Annotated in this window: 15 protein-coding genes and 3 pseudogenes; 8 read left to right on the top strand and 10 right to left on the bottom strand. The window is 65.1% G+C overall.

The window, feature by feature from the left end; genetic code table 11:
• Positions 1-32: 32 nt before the first annotated feature.
• The gene (locus ACFQJD_RS04970) at positions 33-818 is read right to left on the bottom strand and encodes a VOC family protein (protein ID WP_379796578.1); all 786 of its coding nucleotides are present in this window, start codon (positions 816-818) and stop codon (positions 33-35) included.
• A 45-nt stretch (positions 819-863) separates the two neighbouring features.
• Positions 864-1,298: a TIGR04206 family protein gene (locus ACFQJD_RS04965; RefSeq protein WP_379796576.1), complete on the bottom strand. Its 435-nt coding sequence runs from the start codon at positions 1,296-1,298 to the stop codon at positions 864-866.
• Positions 1,299-1,505: 207 nt separating this feature from the next.
• On the opposite strand from ACFQJD_RS04965, the gene ACFQJD_RS04960 reads away from it, so the two are divergent.
• Positions 1,506-1,916 (top strand): disulfide bond formation protein B, encoded by a 411-nt coding sequence (locus ACFQJD_RS04960; RefSeq protein ID WP_379796574.1) that lies wholly within the window; start codon positions 1,506-1,508, stop codon positions 1,914-1,916.
• Here ACFQJD_RS04960 and ACFQJD_RS04955 read toward each other — a convergent pair.
• Positions 1,917-3,024: pseudogene (locus ACFQJD_RS04955) on the bottom strand (OBG GTPase family GTP-binding protein).
• Positions 3,025-3,170: 146 nt separating this feature from the next.
• On the opposite strand from ACFQJD_RS04955, the gene ACFQJD_RS04950 reads away from it, so the two are divergent.
• The 6 genes from ACFQJD_RS04950 to ACFQJD_RS04925 all read left to right on the top strand — a co-directional run bounded on the left by ACFQJD_RS04950 (position 3,171) and on the right by ACFQJD_RS04925 (position 6,924).
• Complete coding sequence (locus tag ACFQJD_RS04950) at positions 3,171-3,374, top strand: hypothetical protein (RefSeq protein WP_379796572.1); 204 nt, start codon at positions 3,171-3,173, stop codon at positions 3,372-3,374.
• A gap of 60 nt (positions 3,375-3,434) precedes the next feature.
• Entirely contained in the window at positions 3,435-3,797 is a 363-nt protein-coding gene (locus ACFQJD_RS04945) for a DUF7541 family protein (RefSeq protein ID WP_379796570.1), read from the top strand.
• Positions 3,798-3,845: 48 nt separating this feature from the next.
• Complete coding sequence (locus ACFQJD_RS04940) at positions 3,846-4,175, top strand: DUF6684 family protein (protein ID WP_379796568.1); 330 nt, start codon at positions 3,846-3,848, stop codon at positions 4,173-4,175.
• A gap of 67 nt (positions 4,176-4,242) precedes the next feature.
• On the top strand, positions 4,243-6,003 hold the full coding sequence (gene ctaD, locus ACFQJD_RS04935) for a cytochrome c oxidase subunit I (RefSeq protein ID WP_379796566.1): 1,761 nt from the start codon (positions 4,243-4,245) through the stop codon (positions 6,001-6,003).
• A 195-nt stretch (positions 6,004-6,198) separates the two neighbouring features.
• Positions 6,199-6,456 (top strand): DUF7520 family protein, encoded by a 258-nt coding sequence (locus ACFQJD_RS04930; RefSeq protein ID WP_379796564.1) that lies wholly within the window; start codon positions 6,199-6,201, stop codon positions 6,454-6,456.
• Positions 6,457-6,498: 42 nt separating this feature from the next.
• Complete coding sequence (locus ACFQJD_RS04925; RefSeq protein WP_379796562.1) at positions 6,499-6,924, top strand: universal stress protein; 426 nt, start codon at positions 6,499-6,501, stop codon at positions 6,922-6,924.
• On the opposite strand, the gene ACFQJD_RS04920 is transcribed toward ACFQJD_RS04925, so the two are convergent.
• The 7 genes and pseudogenes from ACFQJD_RS04920 to ACFQJD_RS04890 form a co-directional block, all read right to left on the bottom strand.
• On the bottom strand, positions 6,921-7,442 hold the full coding sequence (locus tag ACFQJD_RS04920; RefSeq protein ID WP_379796560.1) for a thioredoxin family protein: 522 nt from the start codon (positions 7,440-7,442) through the stop codon (positions 6,921-6,923). The genes ACFQJD_RS04925 and ACFQJD_RS04920 overlap by 4 nt on opposite strands.
• 153 nt (positions 7,443-7,595) lie before the next feature.
• Positions 7,596-8,347, bottom strand: a pseudogene (locus ACFQJD_RS04915) (ABC transporter ATP-binding protein).
• Positions 8,344-9,102: an ABC transporter ATP-binding protein gene (locus tag ACFQJD_RS04910; protein WP_379796558.1), complete on the bottom strand. Its 759-nt coding sequence runs from the start codon at positions 9,100-9,102 to the stop codon at positions 8,344-8,346. The pseudogene ACFQJD_RS04915 and the gene ACFQJD_RS04910 overlap by 4 nt, the downstream one beginning before the upstream one ends.
• Positions 9,099-10,283 (bottom strand): branched-chain amino acid ABC transporter permease, encoded by a 1,185-nt coding sequence (locus ACFQJD_RS04905; RefSeq protein ID WP_379796556.1) that lies wholly within the window; start codon positions 10,281-10,283, stop codon positions 9,099-9,101. The genes ACFQJD_RS04910 and ACFQJD_RS04905 overlap by 4 nt, the downstream gene beginning before the upstream one ends.
• Positions 10,280-11,233, bottom strand: coding sequence for a branched-chain amino acid ABC transporter permease (locus ACFQJD_RS04900; RefSeq protein ID WP_379796554.1), 954 nt, complete (start codon positions 11,231-11,233; stop codon positions 10,280-10,282). Before ACFQJD_RS04900 ends, ACFQJD_RS04905 begins: the two co-directional genes overlap by 4 nt.
• A gap of 103 nt (positions 11,234-11,336) precedes the next feature.
• Positions 11,337-12,761, bottom strand: coding sequence for an ABC transporter substrate-binding protein (locus ACFQJD_RS04895; RefSeq protein ID WP_379796551.1), 1,425 nt, complete (start codon positions 12,759-12,761; stop codon positions 11,337-11,339).
• A gap of 122 nt (positions 12,762-12,883) precedes the next feature.
• The gene (locus tag ACFQJD_RS04890; protein WP_379796549.1) at positions 12,884-13,555 is read right to left on the bottom strand and encodes a haloacid dehalogenase type II; all 672 of its coding nucleotides are present in this window, start codon (positions 13,553-13,555) and stop codon (positions 12,884-12,886) included.
• A 153-nt stretch (positions 13,556-13,708) separates the two neighbouring features.
• Between ACFQJD_RS04890 and ACFQJD_RS04885 the strand changes: the two are divergent.
• A pseudogene (locus ACFQJD_RS04885) lies at positions 13,709-14,462 on the top strand (GNAT family N-acetyltransferase).
• Positions 14,463-14,507: the final 45 nt, after the last annotated feature.

Here is a 14,507-nt window from a genome sequence, read left to right as displayed (position 1 = left end):
ATCCGGAAGGCGAGCGGTGAAAAGAATCCCGCTTATTCGGGGAACAGCGGCGGTTCCAGCGATTCGCGCTCGATGAGCTCGATTTCGTGGCCGTCCTGGTCTTTCGTGAACGCGTACACGTCGTCGCAGGATTCGGGGTCGCGATACTCCTCGGCCTCGCGGACCAGCAACTGCTCCCAGTCGTCGTGTAAGTCGTCGACGCGAACGCAGAGGTGACCCCACGCGTCGCCCATCGTGTACGTCCGACCGTCGTAGTTGTAGGTGAGTTCGACGGCCATCGCCTCCTCGGGCGCGCCTTCGGGTTTCATGAAGTAGTTGGCGAAGGTGTCGGCCTCCCAACGATCCGTGTGTTCGTACTCGAACTTGCGCGTCCAGAAGCCGATGGCTTCGTCGGCGTCCTCGACGCGAATCATGGTGTGGTCGATGCTCCACCGGGTGCCGTGGTCGCGCTGAACGATTTCGATTTCGTGGCCGTCGGGGTCTTTGACGAAGGCGTAGCGGCCGCCACAGGAGTCCGGGTCGCGGTAATCCTCGACGCCCGCGTCCATGAGTTCCTCGTAGGCGTCGTAGACGTCCTCGACGCGAACGGCGATGTGGCCCCAGGCGTCGCCCATCTCGTAGTCGGACCGCCCCTCGTTGTGAGTGAGTTCGAGCATCGCACCCTCCTCGTGCAGTTCCTCGGGGCCGAGGTAGACGATGGTGAAGTCGTCTCCGTCCCAGCGGTCTTTCTCCTCGTAGTCGAGGTGGGACCGGTACCACTCCAGCGACCGGTCGAGGTCCGCGACGCGCATCATCACGTGGTCGAGCGTGCCGGACATAGGAGAGCGGTGGGGCGCGGCGTCGAAAAGGCTACCGGAGGCGGGTCAGGCGTCGCACACGAGCGGTCGGTAGAACCACCACGCGACGGCCCAGAGGACGAGGGTTCCGACGGGGTAGGCGACGCGTCCGGGCTGAACGGAGAAGCCGGAGGCAACCGAGAGGCCGGCGACGCCGGCGAACACGAGGAGGCCGGCGGTGACGCGAACGTCCTCGCGGCCGGTGACGACGCCCGCGACGGCGCTCGCGAGCGCGAGTACGTAACAGAGAACCCCAAGGGGCCACGCGAGGATGAACTCGGGGAGCCCGGCGGTGTACCGAAAGAGGAAGTGATAGAGCGACGTGACCGACCCCTGTGCGGGGGTGGCGAGCCCCCACGGAAAGACGAGCGTCACGTACCCCGATTCGTAGACGAGGGCGGTCCACGGGACGGCGAGGAGAGCGAAGAGGGCGACGACGGCACGACGGGGAGAGCGCGACACGGCCGGGCGTTCGGTCCGGATGGCAAAATCAGTACGGTTCGGGACGACGAGTTCGGGGGTTTGGTCCCGTCTCCCGTCGCACCGTCCGGTCGGCGACGGTTACGGCACGGGCGTCGCTCTCGGGGAGTGAGCGACCGAAGACGCCGACGGCGACGCCGAAAAAAGTGACTCGACAGGTTCAATTCCGTCCGGTGGCGGATGGGTAGCATGCGCCGACTCCGGGCGACGCTCGTCGGACTCACCGTCGTCGCCGCCGTCGCCACGGCGGGGAGCCTCTGGCTCAGCCTCGGACGCGGACTCACGCCCTGTCGACTCTGCTGGTATCAGCGGATACTCATGTACCCCCTCGTCGTCGTCCTCGGCGTCGCCGCCGTCGAGAACCGGCCCCGCGTCTGGCTAACCGCGCTCCCGCTGTCGGTTGCGGGCGTCGCCGTCGCGGCCTCCCACTCGTATCTACAGGTCGCGCCGAACCCCGCCAAGACGTGTTCCATCGGCGGCGAGAGCTGCGTTCGGATTCAGTACACCCTGCTCGACGGCCTGTTGACGATTCCGCGCCTGTCGCTGGCCGGGTTTTTGATTCTCATAGCGGGACTGGTGGCTATCGCCCGCGTGGAGTGATTACTTCCGGGCGACGACGCGGAGAACGTCCTCGTCTTGCAGTTCGTGGTCACGGCCCACCTGCTGTTCGTCGTGTTTGGCGCTGGGCCCGGTGACGCGCGCGAACCGGAAGCGCTCGTCGAGCATGCCGCCGAGTTTGTGCAAGGCGTCGTCGACGGTGTTCTCCTCGCGCAGGACCAGCGGTTCGTCGTAGTCGACGCCGCGGCCCGGTTTGTCCATGTAGATCCGAATGAGGCCGAGGGCGTCCCAGATGCGATCTTTCAGCGCCTCCAGCCCTTTCTCGTCCTCGGCGCTGATGAAGATCGCGTCGTCGGGGTCGACGCCCACTTCGCGGAGGTTCTCCTCGACCGTCGGGAGGTAGTCGTGGTCGATGAGGTCCGCCTTGTTGACGGCGACGACGGACGGGAGGTAGACGCGGTTGTCCATGATGCCGTCGACGAGCTCGTCGATGGAGAGGTCGCCACGAACCGTCACGTCGGCGTTGACGTAGCCGTGTTCGCGCAAGACGCCCGTTATCGTGTCCTCGTCAAGCTCCACGTCGTCGGATTTCGTCACTCGGATCCCCCCTGCCCTTCTTGGAGATCGAGAGGTTCGGCGGCGACGTGTCCAGACGGACCTTGTTGTAGTAGAGTTCCTCGCTGAGGCGTTCGTACTGCTGGATCTCGAACACCGAGAGGAGGAAGACGACGAGGTCCGCCGTGCGGACGACCGACAGGACTTCCTTGCCGCCGCCGCGGCCGTCGGCCGCGCCTTCGATGAGGCCCGGCACGTCCAGCATCTGTATGTTCGCGCCGTTGTACTGGAGCATCCCCGGATTGACGTCGAGCGTCGTGAACTCGTACTCGCCGACCTCGCTCTCGGCGTTCGTGAGCGCGTTGAGGAGCGTCGACTTGCCGACGCTCGGGAACCCGACGAGGGCGACGGTCGCGTCGCCGGTCTTCTCGACGGCGTACCCCTGTCCGCCGCCGGCGGAGGACTGGTTCTCGAGTTTCTCCTTTTTCTCCGCGAGTTTCGCCTTCAGTCGCCCGATATGCGCTTCGGTCGCCTTGTTGTAGGGCGTGTTGGCGATCTCCTCGCGGAGGTCCTCGATCTCTTCCTCCAGTCCCATTAGCGTAAACTCCGCCGCGTACGGCGAAAAACCCTTTCCATTCCGAATCCGCTTCGTCCGACGTTCACGAGACGACGTAGGCGCTCGACAAGTGATAGTGTTTCGACACGGTTATACGAGGGGCCAGATATCCGTAGGGTAGATAGATGCCGGATCCCGAGAGCCTCCGGGACAGCACGCAGATCGTCGTGCCGTGCGACGCACTCAACGGGTTGCGTTCCGACCTCGAAGCCGAATTCGCCGTCACGGTTTTTTCGACGGACGACGTCGACTGTCGCATCATCGGGAGTCCGATCGAGATCAAGGAAGTGAGCGACTTCCTCGCGCGCGACGGTGTGAACATCGCCTAATCGCCGACGCGGCCGGCGGTCGTTCCGAAGCGCTTTGTAGCAGCGACACGCAGGCGGCGTATGAACGAGCAACCGGGGTTGAGCGACCAGTATCGGATGGCGAGTCCGTGGCCGATGTTCGTCGCACTCGGAATCCCCATCGCGGAACTGGGAGTGCTGTTCGACGTGTTTCCGGTCGCCGTCGCCGGGCTGCTCCTGTTCTGTGGGAGCGTCGCCGGGCTGTTGCGCGAATCGGAGTACGTCTCCTCGCCCTGGCTCGCGATGGGCGTGTTCGCCGTCGTCCTCGTCGGTATCGGCGTCGCCTTCGTGTTCACCGACGTCAAACTCGTGACGCGGGGCTACGCCGTCGCCACCGCGGGCGTCGTCCTCGCCGTCGGTGCCGTCGGCGGGAGCCTCTTTCTCCCCGACGACGCCGTCGTCTGACCGCGTCGAACCGACAACCTATTTGGTCGCGCCGTTCGACCACCCCACATGACGACTCGCATCTTCGACCGGGAAACCATCCTGGACCTGACTGTCAACTTCATCCCGCTGGCCATCATCCTGTTTTTCGTCGTCGGCTACGCCGTCGTGAATCCGTTCGGCTGGGACCCGCTCGCGTCGGGGCTCCAGTTCGCGCTGCTGGTCGTTCCGTTCGCCCTGCTCGCCGTTCTGACGTACCTCTCCGGGAAGGCCATCTCGCAAGCCGAGGACGAACGACCGGTCTACCTGCCGGGACAGGCCACCGTCTCGGGCGCAGAGCCGATCGAGGAACGAGAGTCCGAAGGCGCGATCGAGGGCGACGCCGGCGGCGAGTCGTAGCGCCGGCGACCACCCCACTCGGACCGGTCCCGAATCTTTCTTTACCCTGCACTCCACAACGTCGCGTATGCAAATCACGGGACAGCTAGCATTGACAGTCCTCATGGGAATCTTTCTCGTGGGTGTCGCCGCGTGGCTCGCACGCGTCGAGAACTGGCGGTCGTACACGCCGCTCGCGAGTGGCGGCGGCGGCGCACACGGCACCGGGCACGCCGAGAAGCCGTCGGGCGTCATCCGGTGGCTGACGACCGTCGACCACAAAGACATCGGCATCCTCTACGGGTTCTTCGGGATCATCTCCTTTGTCGTCGGCGGCCTGATGGTGCTCGGGATGCGCATCGAACTCTTCGACCCGGGCGCGACGCTCATCTCGGAATCGTTCTACAACTCGCTTCTGACCAACCACGGCATCACGATGCTGTTCCTGTTCGGGACGCCGATAATCGCGGCGTTCTCGAACTACTTCGTTCCCCTCCTCATCGACGCGGACGACATGGCGTTTCCGCGCATCAACGCCATCGCGTTCTGGCTGCTCCCGCCGGGCGCGTTGCTCATCTGGGCCGGCTTCCTCCCGCTCGGTGATATCGTCCCTGCACAGACGGCGTGGACGCTGTACACGCCGTTAGCGGCGGGCGTCGGCAACGGCAATCAGGCCAACGCGGGCGTCGACCTACTGATACTCGGCCTCCACCTGACCGGCGTCTCGGCGACGATGGGTGCCATCAACTTCATCGCGACCATCATCACCGAACGCGCCGAAGAGGTGACGTGGGCGAACCTCGACATCTTCTCGTGGACCATCCTCACCCAGTCCGGACTCATCCTCTTTGCGTTCCCCCTCCTCGGGAGCGCGCTCGTCATGCTCCTGCTCGACCGGAACCTCGGGACGACGTTCTTCGCCGTGGAGGGTGGCGGCCCTATGCTCTGGCAACACCTGTTCTGGTTTTTCGGCCACCCCGAAGTGTACATCCTCGTGTTGCCTCCGATGGGCCTCGTGAGCTACATCCTGCCGCGCTTTTCCGGTCGGCGGCTGTTCGGCTTCAAGTTCGTCGTCTACTCGACGCTCGCCATCGGCGTCCTCTCCTTTGGCGTCTGGGCACACCACATGTTCACGACCGGCATGGACCCGCGCCTGCGCGCCTCCTTCATGGCCGTCTCGCTCGCCATCGCCATTCCCAGCGCAGTTAAGACGTTCAACTGGATCACGACGATGTGGAACGGAAAACTCGAGTTGACGACTCCGATGCTGTTCTGTATCGGCTTCGTCGCCAACTTCATCGTCGGCGGCGTCACCGGCGTCTTCAACGCCTCCATCCCCGTCGACCTCATCCTCCACGACACCTACTACGTCGTGGGACACTTCCACTACGTCATCATGGGTGCGATCGCCTTCGCCCTCTTTGCGGGGATGTACTACTGGTTCCCCATCTACACCGGACGGATGTACCAGCGCCGCCTCGGCAAGTGGCACTTCTGGCTGACGATGATCGGCACGAACCTCACGTTCTTCTCGATGCTCATCCTCGGCTACGCCGGGATGCCACGCCGGTACGCCACGTATCTGCCGCAGTTCTCGACGCTCCACCAGCTCACGTCCGTCGGGGCGCTCATCCTCGCCGCCGGCACCATCATCTGGGCGTACAACTTCGCCACTTCGTGGATAGAGGGGCCGAAAGTCCAGGACGGCGACCCGTGGAACCTCGAAGAGACGGGGATGCACACCGCCGAGTGGGAGTGGTTCGACCGGAAAATCGAGACCGCAGTGACCGACGGCGGCGAAGAGGAGTCCGTGGTCGCTGACGGCGGCGGAGAGCGGGACGACGCCTGAGTCGGCGTTCGGTTCGCAGGTCGCTTCTCGCTCAGGCGACGAGGATGATTCCCGTCGCGAACATCAACAGCGCCATCCCCCGAGCACGATGCCGAGCAGATCCGTATCGGTCATAGTCGACGATGAGCGCCGAGTACCAAAGGCCCGTCGGTCCGAAAGGAAAGGGCTAATCGGCCGGCCCGGCGAGTGGGAGTCGTGTCACGGACGCAGTTGGACGGTCGGCGACTGGTGCTCGTCCTCTACGCCGTCGTAGTCTTCCTGAGCGCCGTCGGCGGCGTTTTCGTCGGAACGTTCGTCCCCGACCTCAGAGCGCCGTCGCTTTTCTTTCTCGTCTCCCTCCCGCCGACGCCGACCGGACTGGCCGTGTTCGGCGCGGTCACCGTCGGCGTCGGCCTCGGCGTCCCGTTGCTCCTCGTCGTCCTCGTGTCGAGGGGAGACGACCGGGCGGCGTGAATCGACCCCAAGGACTAAGCCCAATCTCGTTGATTTCCGAATATGTACACCGTCCTCATCGGTGTCGACGACGACGAAGAACGGGCTCGCTCCTGTGCGCAGGCAGTCGCCGACCTGCCCGGGGACGCCGCGGAGAAGTCGGTGACGGTCATCCACAGTTTCACGAACAACCCGAGCGGCGCGTCGGCCACGCAGGTCCGCTCCGTGCGCGAAGTGTCGGAGTTTTTCGACGAACAGGGCATCGAGTACGAGGTCGCCGAATCGAGCGGTGACCCGACCGAGCAGATACTCGACACCGCCGAGGAGATCGGTGCGAACCTCATCGTCCTCGCCGGACGGAAACGCTCGCCGGCGGGCAAGGTGCTGTTCGGGAGCGTCACGCAGTCCGTGATTTTGAACGCCGACATCCCGGTGATGGTGGCGGGCGAAGTCAAAGAGACGGCCGAAGTCAGAGAGACGACCGACTAAGTGTAGACGTCCGCGAACGCGTCTTCGAGCGCTTCCGGGGAGTGGCGGCCGGCCATCGTCGCTTCGAGACGACCGTCGCGAAACAGCAGCATCGTCGGCGCGGCGTCGACCTCGAACTCCCGACGAAACTCGACCGCCGATTCGCCGTCGAGACCGGCCGCCGCGACGCCGTCTGGCAGCGCCGACAGGACGGCGTCGAGGTCGTCTTTCATCGCGTCGCAGGGCGAACAGCCGTGGGTCCACACCGACAGCAGCGAGTTGGGGTGGTCCGCGAGGAACGACTCGTACGTGTCGTCGTCGAGCACCGGAAGCGGCTCTGGGACGGGCGATCCCGGGCCGAGTTCGACCATCACGGCGGCCATGTGCGCGAGCGTATCCCGGTCCGGCGGATCGTCGAGATACGACTGCACAGCGAGATACGCGACCAGTTCCTCGCGCGTGACGCCCTCGCGGTCGATGCGTTCGGCGGCGGTCTCCCGGTCGACGTCGAACAGTTCCGCGATAGCGGCCCGGAACACCGACTCCTTGGCGTCGCCGTAGGTGTCGCGGTAGACGTCGCGGACGGCCTCGAACTCCCCGTCGTCGAGAGCATCCCGTCGTCGGTTTCGTGGACGGCACCGGCGGCGATGAGCCGGTCGAGCGCGTCTTCGAGGGCTCCAGTTCCGTCCATCTCAGACACCCAGGTATTTCTCGCGGGTCGCTTCGTCCTCGCGGAGCGCCTCCGCGGTGCCGTCGAAGACGACCTCGCCCTGGTCGAGGACGTACGCGCGGTCCGCGATCTTCATCGCGGCGACGGCGTTCTGTTCGACCAGCAGGATGGTCATGCCGTTCTCGCTGATGCGGCGGATGGCGTCCTCGACGCTCTGGATGATCTGTGGGGCCAGACCCTCGTACGGTTCGTCGAGCATCATGATGTCGCCGCCCTGCTTGAGGGCGCGGGCGATGGCGAGCATCTGCTGTTCGCCGCCCGAGAGCGTCCCGGCCTGCTGGGTGCGTCGATCGTCGAGTCGGGGGAACTGCGCGTAGACCTCCTCGTTCGAGAGCCCTCCCTCCGCGAAGGAGAGCGCACGCCCCACGCGATTCGACCAGTTCCGCGAGACGCCCGAGAGGTGGATGTTCTCCTCGACCGTGAGGTTCGGGAAGATGCGACGCTCTTCGGGGACGAGCGAGACGCCGCGCGCGGAGATGTTCTCGGTGGATTCGTCGGTGATGTCGTCGCCCTTGAACCGCACCGTCCCCGAGCGCACGTCCGGCGGCCGCGCACCCGCTATCGAGCGGAGCGTGGTGGTCTTCCCGGCCCCGTTACGGCCGAGGAGCGCGCAGATTTCCCCTCCCTGACCTCCATAGAGACGTCCCAGAGGATGTGGCTCTGTCCGTAGTACGCGTCGACGCCGTCGAGTTCGAGGAAGGCGTCGGCGCTCACAGTTCGACACCTCCGAGATACGCCTCCTGCACTTCGGGGTCACCCTGTACCTCTTCGGGTGTCGCGTCGGCGATGACCCGCCCACGGTTCAACACCAGTATGCGGTCGGCGATGCGGAAGATGACTTCCATGTCGTGTTCGACGATGAGGATAGTCAACTCCAGGTCGTCCTGGAGTTCCTCGATGAGTTCGACGGTCGCGTGTGTCTCGCCGGGGGACATCCCCGCGGTCGGTTCGTCCATGAACAGCATCTCGGGTTCGGACGCGAGCGCGATGGCGATTTCGAGGCGGCGTTTGTCCCCGTAGGGGAGACTCGCCGCCTCGTGGTCGCGCTGGTCGAGCAGTTCGACGGCGTCGAGCATCCGCTCGGAGATGCGGTGGACCTCGTCGAACGACTCCCGTTTCCTCAGGAAGTTGAGCTGGAACGAGCCGTGTTCGGCCGCCAGTGCCGCGATTTCGACGTTCTCCTCGACGCTCATCTCGGGGAAGATAGAGGCGGTCTGAAACGACTTCGAGAGGCCGCGCTGGACCGCGTCGTGTGGCTCCACCCCCGTGATGTCCTCCCCGTCGAACTCGACGGTGCCGCGGGTCGGTTCCAGCATCCCGGTGATGCAGTTGATGAGCGTCGATTTCCCGGCTCCGTTGGGACCGATGACGGCGCGGGTCTCCCCGCGGTCGACCTCGAACGAGACCTCGTCGACGGCGGTGAGTCCGCCGAACTGTTTGACGAGACTCGTCGTCGAGAGCAGGCTCACGCCTCCTCACCCCCGTCGTCGTCGCCGCGCCCGGTGAGGGCGACGACGACGTCACGAACGCCGCCGTAGACGCCTTTGGGGAACACCCAGACGATGACGACGAACACCGCGCCGAGGACGAACCGCCAGAGCGAGCCGATCGCCCCGATGACCGGGAGACTCACGCCCGAGATGACGTTCGAGACGTACTCGAAGATGAGCGCGCCGAGGACGGGCCCGACGAGCGAACCGGTACCGCCGAGGATAGTCATGATGACGAAGTCGCCGGAGGTGATCCAGTAGAGCGACGTCGTCGGGTGGATGTACGTCTCGTGAATAGCGAACAGCGCGCCGCCGGCACCGGCAAAGCCCGCGGAGATGATGAACGCCATGTGCTTGTACCGGAAGACGTCGAGGCCGACGAAGGAGACGCGCTGTTCGTTCTGTCCGAGCGCCTTGAAGATGAGGCCGTACGGCGAGTTGATGATGCGATTGGCCATCCAGAGGGCGAAGACGGCGGCGACGGCGACGAAGACGTACTGCCAGGTGTAGGCCCTGAGGAAGTCGGCCCCCAGAATCGCCTCTTCGAGTTCGAACGTCCCGAGGAGATGGCCGACGTTCACGTCGGAGAAGCCGTTGTCGCCGTTGGTGAGCCACGCGCCCGGTCCGAGCGCGTAGTAGTAGAGCATCTGTCCGAACGTGAGCGTGAGCACGGCGAAGTAGACGCCGCTCCGCCGAATCGAGACGAAGCCGATGGGCCACGCGATGACGAGGGCGGCGAACGTCCCGACGCCGACCATCGCCAGCGGGCTGTGGGCGACGGCCGTCGGCAGGAACGCCGTCGCCTCCGCCGTGAAGATGCCGGCCGCGTACGCCGACACGCCGAAGAAGGCGGCGTGGCCGAACGAGAGCAAGCCGGTGTATCCGAGCAGGAGGTTGAAGCCGATGACGACGATGCCGAAGATGAGCACCAGCGTCGGGAGGCCGACGTAGCCGCCGATAGAGAAGCCGATCGCCTCGCCGATCTGCGTCAGCAGATTCACGAGGAGGTAGGGAAAGACGAACAGCGAGAGGACGAAACCGACGACCACCAGATCGTCGCGGGCGAGGATGCGTTCGAGGAGGTCGTCGGTCGACCCGTCCACGCGTTCGGTCGCCTCGTCGACGACCGGCCCGCCGTCGGGTTCCGTGTCGTCGCTCATTCTCCCACCTCGACGCTACCGAAGATGCCCTGCGGGCGGAAGACGAGCACCAGCGCCACGAGCAGGTACATGACGATGAACGCCCACTGCGAGTACGTCTGCTGGAACGCGGCGACGACGACGCCGAGGACCATCCCGCCGGCGATCGCGCCGACGACCGAACCAGCGCCGCCGACGACGATGGTCAGAAACGCCGGGACCAGCGCCCGTTCCATCCCGATCTGCGGGCTTATCGTCTGGAACGACGCCCCGATGAGGCCGGCGAACGCCGCCAGCGCCGCTCCCATGGCGAACACCAGCGTGTACGAGCGGTCGATGGGGATGCCGAGCAGGCGGACCATCTCCGAGTCGCGCGTCCCCGCCTGCACGACGAGGCCGAAGTCCGTCCTCTCGATGACGAAGTACGTCGCCAGAATGACGACGCCCGCGATGAGGACGATGTAGAGCCGCCAGCGCGGGAACGACCCCACGATGGGGAGCCCGATCGGCCCCGACGCCTGAACGCCGAGGAGCGTCTCCGGCGGGATGGACTGGAAGGTGTTGCCGCCGATGACCTGCTTGACGAGTTCTTCGATGATGAGCGCGAGGCCGAACGTCACGAGCAGCTGGTCGGTTTCGGCCCGGTCGTAGAACGGTTCGGCCACGAACCGCTCCATCAGCGCCCCGACGACGAAGCCGATGATCGGGACGAGAACGAGCGCGGCGAGGAAGCCGGCACCGAGGCCGACCTGCTGTATCCCGGAGTTGTACAACAGCCCGTTGGTGAGGGCGGCTTCCTTGAACACGAGGAGTCCGGCGTAAGCCCCGATGAGGTACAGCGCCCCATGTGCCAGGTTGAGGAACTCCATCGTGCCGAGGATGATAGTCAATCCGATACCCAGTAGCGCGAAGACCGCGCCCTGCTGGAGCCCGTTGAGGAGAATCGTTACTGCCTGTGAGAGTAAGCTCATGTTCGTTCCTGTAGTTCAGTTTGTTGCTGGTTGTAATAGTTATCGGTGAGCCGTCAGTTTGGGCCTCCGGCCGCATCGCCGAAGAAAGCGAGACGTCGGGGCGTTACTCGTACGGGCCGAGTTCGCACTCGGCCGCGGGGCCGGTGCTGCAGTCATAGCCCAAGTCGTCCCGCGACGTCTGGCCGACGACTTCCAGTAGCTTGTCTTCGGTCTGTTCGGACGGCGGGAGCCCCCGCGTGACGGCGACTTCGCGCATGGCCTGATGGTCGCATTTGCGCAGGACTTCGCTGCCGACGCCGAAGCCGCTGTACTCGTAGTCCTCCATCTGCCGGATGACTTCGGGCGGATAGAACGTCCCCGCGCGTTCGGCGGCCGCCGAGTACTGGAGCGTCTGGAAGTACGCCAGTCGCGCGGCGTACGACGGGACCTTGTCGTACTCGTCGCGGAACGCCTGCGTGAACGTCTGGGACGGGCCGTCGGAGTACTGCCAGTTCCACTCCGCGGTGCCGAAGATCCCGCCGATCGAGTCCGCTGCCGCCTGCGCCATGAGGCGATTGTACAGCGGGACGACGATCTCCATGTCCTCGTCCAGTCCCTGATTGATCGCCTGCGGCAGCGAATTCGCGGCGTCCAGCCCGTAGTGGGCGAGAACGAGCACGTCCGTCTCGTCTCTCGGAACGTCCGAGAGGTACGACGAGTAGTCGGAGGTCCCGAGCGGCGTCGGGACGGCCTCGATCTGGTTCCAGCCGCCGATCTCGTTGAAGAACTTCTGCATCGAGGACTGGACGGTCTGTCCCCACGTGTAGTCGGCGTACAGTTGGTAGAAGTTCAGGTTCTCACCGTACTCTTCGGCGAGAACCGGTGCGAGTGCCTGTCCGGTCATGTACGCGTTGAACATCTCCCGGAAGGAGTAGCGAACACAGGACGAGCCCGTCGTGTCGTTGGAGTGGGTCAGGCAGGCCATGAACATGACCTTCTCGTCCTGACAGAGTTCCTGGACCGCGATGGCCACTGCCGAGGAGGAGCCGCCGGTGACCATGATGGCGTTGTCGCGGTTTATCATCCGCTGTGCGGCCTGCCGTGCGGTGTCCGGGTCGGTCGCCGTGTCGCCCTCGACGGACGCCACCGTCTTCCCGAGAACGCCGCCGCCCGACAGGTCGTCCATGTTGTCGACCCAGCCGCCGCCGTTGTTCAGGTGTTGCTTGGCGAGGTTGTACGCACGGAGTTGGTCCGCTCCCTCCTGGGAGTACGACCCCGACTGGGGGACGTTGAACCCGTAGACGACCTCGTCGCTCTCGACCGGGAAGTTACCGAGCTCGGGATAGTCAGTACCGCCGCCACCATCGCCGCCTCCGCCGCCGTCGCCCCCGCCGCCTCCGCCGCCTCCGTCACCGCCGCCGTCGCCCCCACCGCCTCCGCCGCCGCCATCGCCGCTGCATCCCGCCAACCCCGCGATCCCTGCGGTCCCCGCAACGCCAGCTACTTTCAACACGTCACGTCTGTTTAGCGGTTTGCTATCACGTACCATAGCACATTCGCCGGACAGGACGTTAATAATTGTTCCGAACATATTGCCTAATACACATCTCCGTATAATTAAATACCTAATATGAAATACGACAGGACGGCCCGCGAAATCCGGCTCGACGATCAGGCGAGTCGATCCGCCAGTTCGCTCAACGACCGGGCGACCACGTCGGGGTCGGGACCGACGGCTTCGGGCGGGTCACGGTGTCGGTTGACCCAGCCGGTTCCCATTCCGGCCTGTCCCGCGCCTGCGATGTCCCACGCGTTCGACGAGACGAGACGGCACTCACCGAGGTCGCGTCCGAGCCGGTCTGCGGCGTTCTCGTAGACGTCGGGCGCGGGCTTGAACGTTTTCACCTCGTCGGCGCTGATGATGCCGTCGAGATGGGCGTCGAGGCCGGTGTTCGACGCCAGCCGCTCGAGCATCGCCGGGTTCCCGTTCGAGAGGACGACGACGTCGTGTCCGGCGTCGCCGAGCCGTTCGAGCGCCTCGGCCGCGTCCGGGAAGGGATCGAGATGGTTGTACGCTTCCTGAATGCGCTTCCGCCCCTCCGTGCCCGGGTCGAGTTCGTACTGGTCGAGCGTGTACGCCAGCGCCCGTTCGGTGACGTTCCAGAACGGCTCGTAGGCGTCCATCAGCGCGACCTGGTAGGAGTACTGGAGCTGTTTTTGTCGCCACGTTCGGTCGACGGCGTCGACGAGCGTCTCCGAGACGTCCAGTTCCGCCGCGAGGCGGTCGCTGACGCTACTCGTGTCACACAGCGTCCCGTACATGTCGAAACAGAGCCCTGCCATAGTCAGGCCGTCGCACGCCAGCCTCTTAGCCTCTCCCCCGCCGACGCGGCGCTTCCCGACGCGGAGCGCTGTCCCCGGCGCGAAGCGCCGTCTTCGTTCAAAACGTTGCCGGAACCAACGGGATTGTTAATCGCTCGCGGCGAACTACTACACATGGACGTCCGAGACGCGACGACGAACGATATCACCGGAATCCGCGAGGTAGCACACGGCTCGTTGGCAGCCTCCTACGGACACGCTCTCGACGAGGACATCATCTCCCAGGCCGTCGAGCGGTGGTACGACGAAGCGACGCTCGCCGACGACCTCACCGACGCGAACACCGAGTTCCTCGTCGCCGTCGACGGGGAAACGTCGTCGGCTTCGCGCAGAGCTACGTGGTCGACCGGCGCGACACGGTCGGCGAGATCGACTGGCTCCACGTCGCTCCCAACCGACGTGGGGAGGAGTCGGTGACGACCTGCTGGAAGCGCTCGAGACCCGACTGCTCGAACACGACGTCTCCCGGATCGAGGGTCGCGTCCTCGCCGCCAACGAGGCCGGTACCGACTTCTACGAGAACGAGGACTTCGAGTTGGTCGGCGAGCGAACGGTGGAGATCGGCGACGAACCGTTCGTCGAACGCCTCTACTCGAAGTTCTGCGAAAGCGAAGCGCGGCAGGTCCTCACCGAAGCGCGCACGACTCCGGACGGCCGACAGGTCTACGTCGCGTTCGACGAGAGCGTTCGCGGGAGGCGGGGACCGTTCTACACGGTGTATCTCGACCGCGAACGGAAGGAACGCTACGGCTACGTCTGTGGCAACTGCGAGAGCTTCGCCATCGCGATGGACTCGATGGGCCGCGTCGTCTGCAACGACTGCGACAACCGCCGGAAAGCGACGCGGTGGGACGCCGCGTACCTGTGATTACCCGGTTGTATCATAAGGTATTAATCCGGTGCGCCCGACGGA

Source organism: Haloplanus sp. GCM10025708, assembly GCF_042663985.1.
Classification (GTDB): Archaea; Halobacteriota; Halobacteria; order Halobacteriales; family Haloferacaceae; genus Salinirarus; species Salinirarus marinus.
This window is presented reverse-complemented; position numbering and strand designations above follow the sequence as displayed.

Bases quoted from the DNA above. Each gene is read 5' to 3' on its own strand.
- ACFQJD_RS04970 (WP_379796578.1), bottom strand. From the start codon at position 818: ATGTCCGGCACGCTCGACCACGTGATGATGCGCGTCGCGGACCTCGAC.
- ACFQJD_RS04960 (WP_379796574.1), top strand. From the start codon at position 1,506: ATGCGCCGACTCCGGGCGACGCTCGTCGGACTCACCGTCGTCGCCGCC.
- ACFQJD_RS04950 (WP_379796572.1), top strand. From the start codon at position 3,171: ATGCCGGATCCCGAGAGCCTCCGGGACAGCACGCAGATCGTCGTGCCG.
- ACFQJD_RS04945 (WP_379796570.1), top strand. From the start codon at position 3,435: ATGAACGAGCAACCGGGGTTGAGCGACCAGTATCGGATGGCGAGTCCG.
- ACFQJD_RS04940 (WP_379796568.1), top strand. From the start codon at position 3,846: ATGACGACTCGCATCTTCGACCGGGAAACCATCCTGGACCTGACTGTC.
- ctaD (WP_379796566.1), top strand. From the start codon at position 4,243: ATGCAAATCACGGGACAGCTAGCATTGACAGTCCTCATGGGAATCTTT.
- ACFQJD_RS04925 (WP_379796562.1), top strand. From the start codon at position 6,499: ATGTACACCGTCCTCATCGGTGTCGACGACGACGAAGAACGGGCTCGC.
- ACFQJD_RS04905 (WP_379796556.1), bottom strand. From the start codon at position 10,283: ATGAGCGACGACACGGAACCCGACGGCGGGCCGGTCGTCGACGAGGCG.
- ACFQJD_RS04900 (WP_379796554.1), bottom strand. From the start codon at position 11,233: ATGAGCTTACTCTCACAGGCAGTAACGATTCTCCTCAACGGGCTCCAG.
- ACFQJD_RS04895 (WP_379796551.1), bottom strand. From the start codon at position 12,761: ATGGTACGTGATAGCAAACCGCTAAACAGACGTGACGTGTTGAAAGTA.
- ACFQJD_RS04890 (WP_379796549.1), bottom strand. From the start codon at position 13,555: ATGGCAGGGCTCTGTTTCGACATGTACGGGACGCTGTGTGACACGAGT.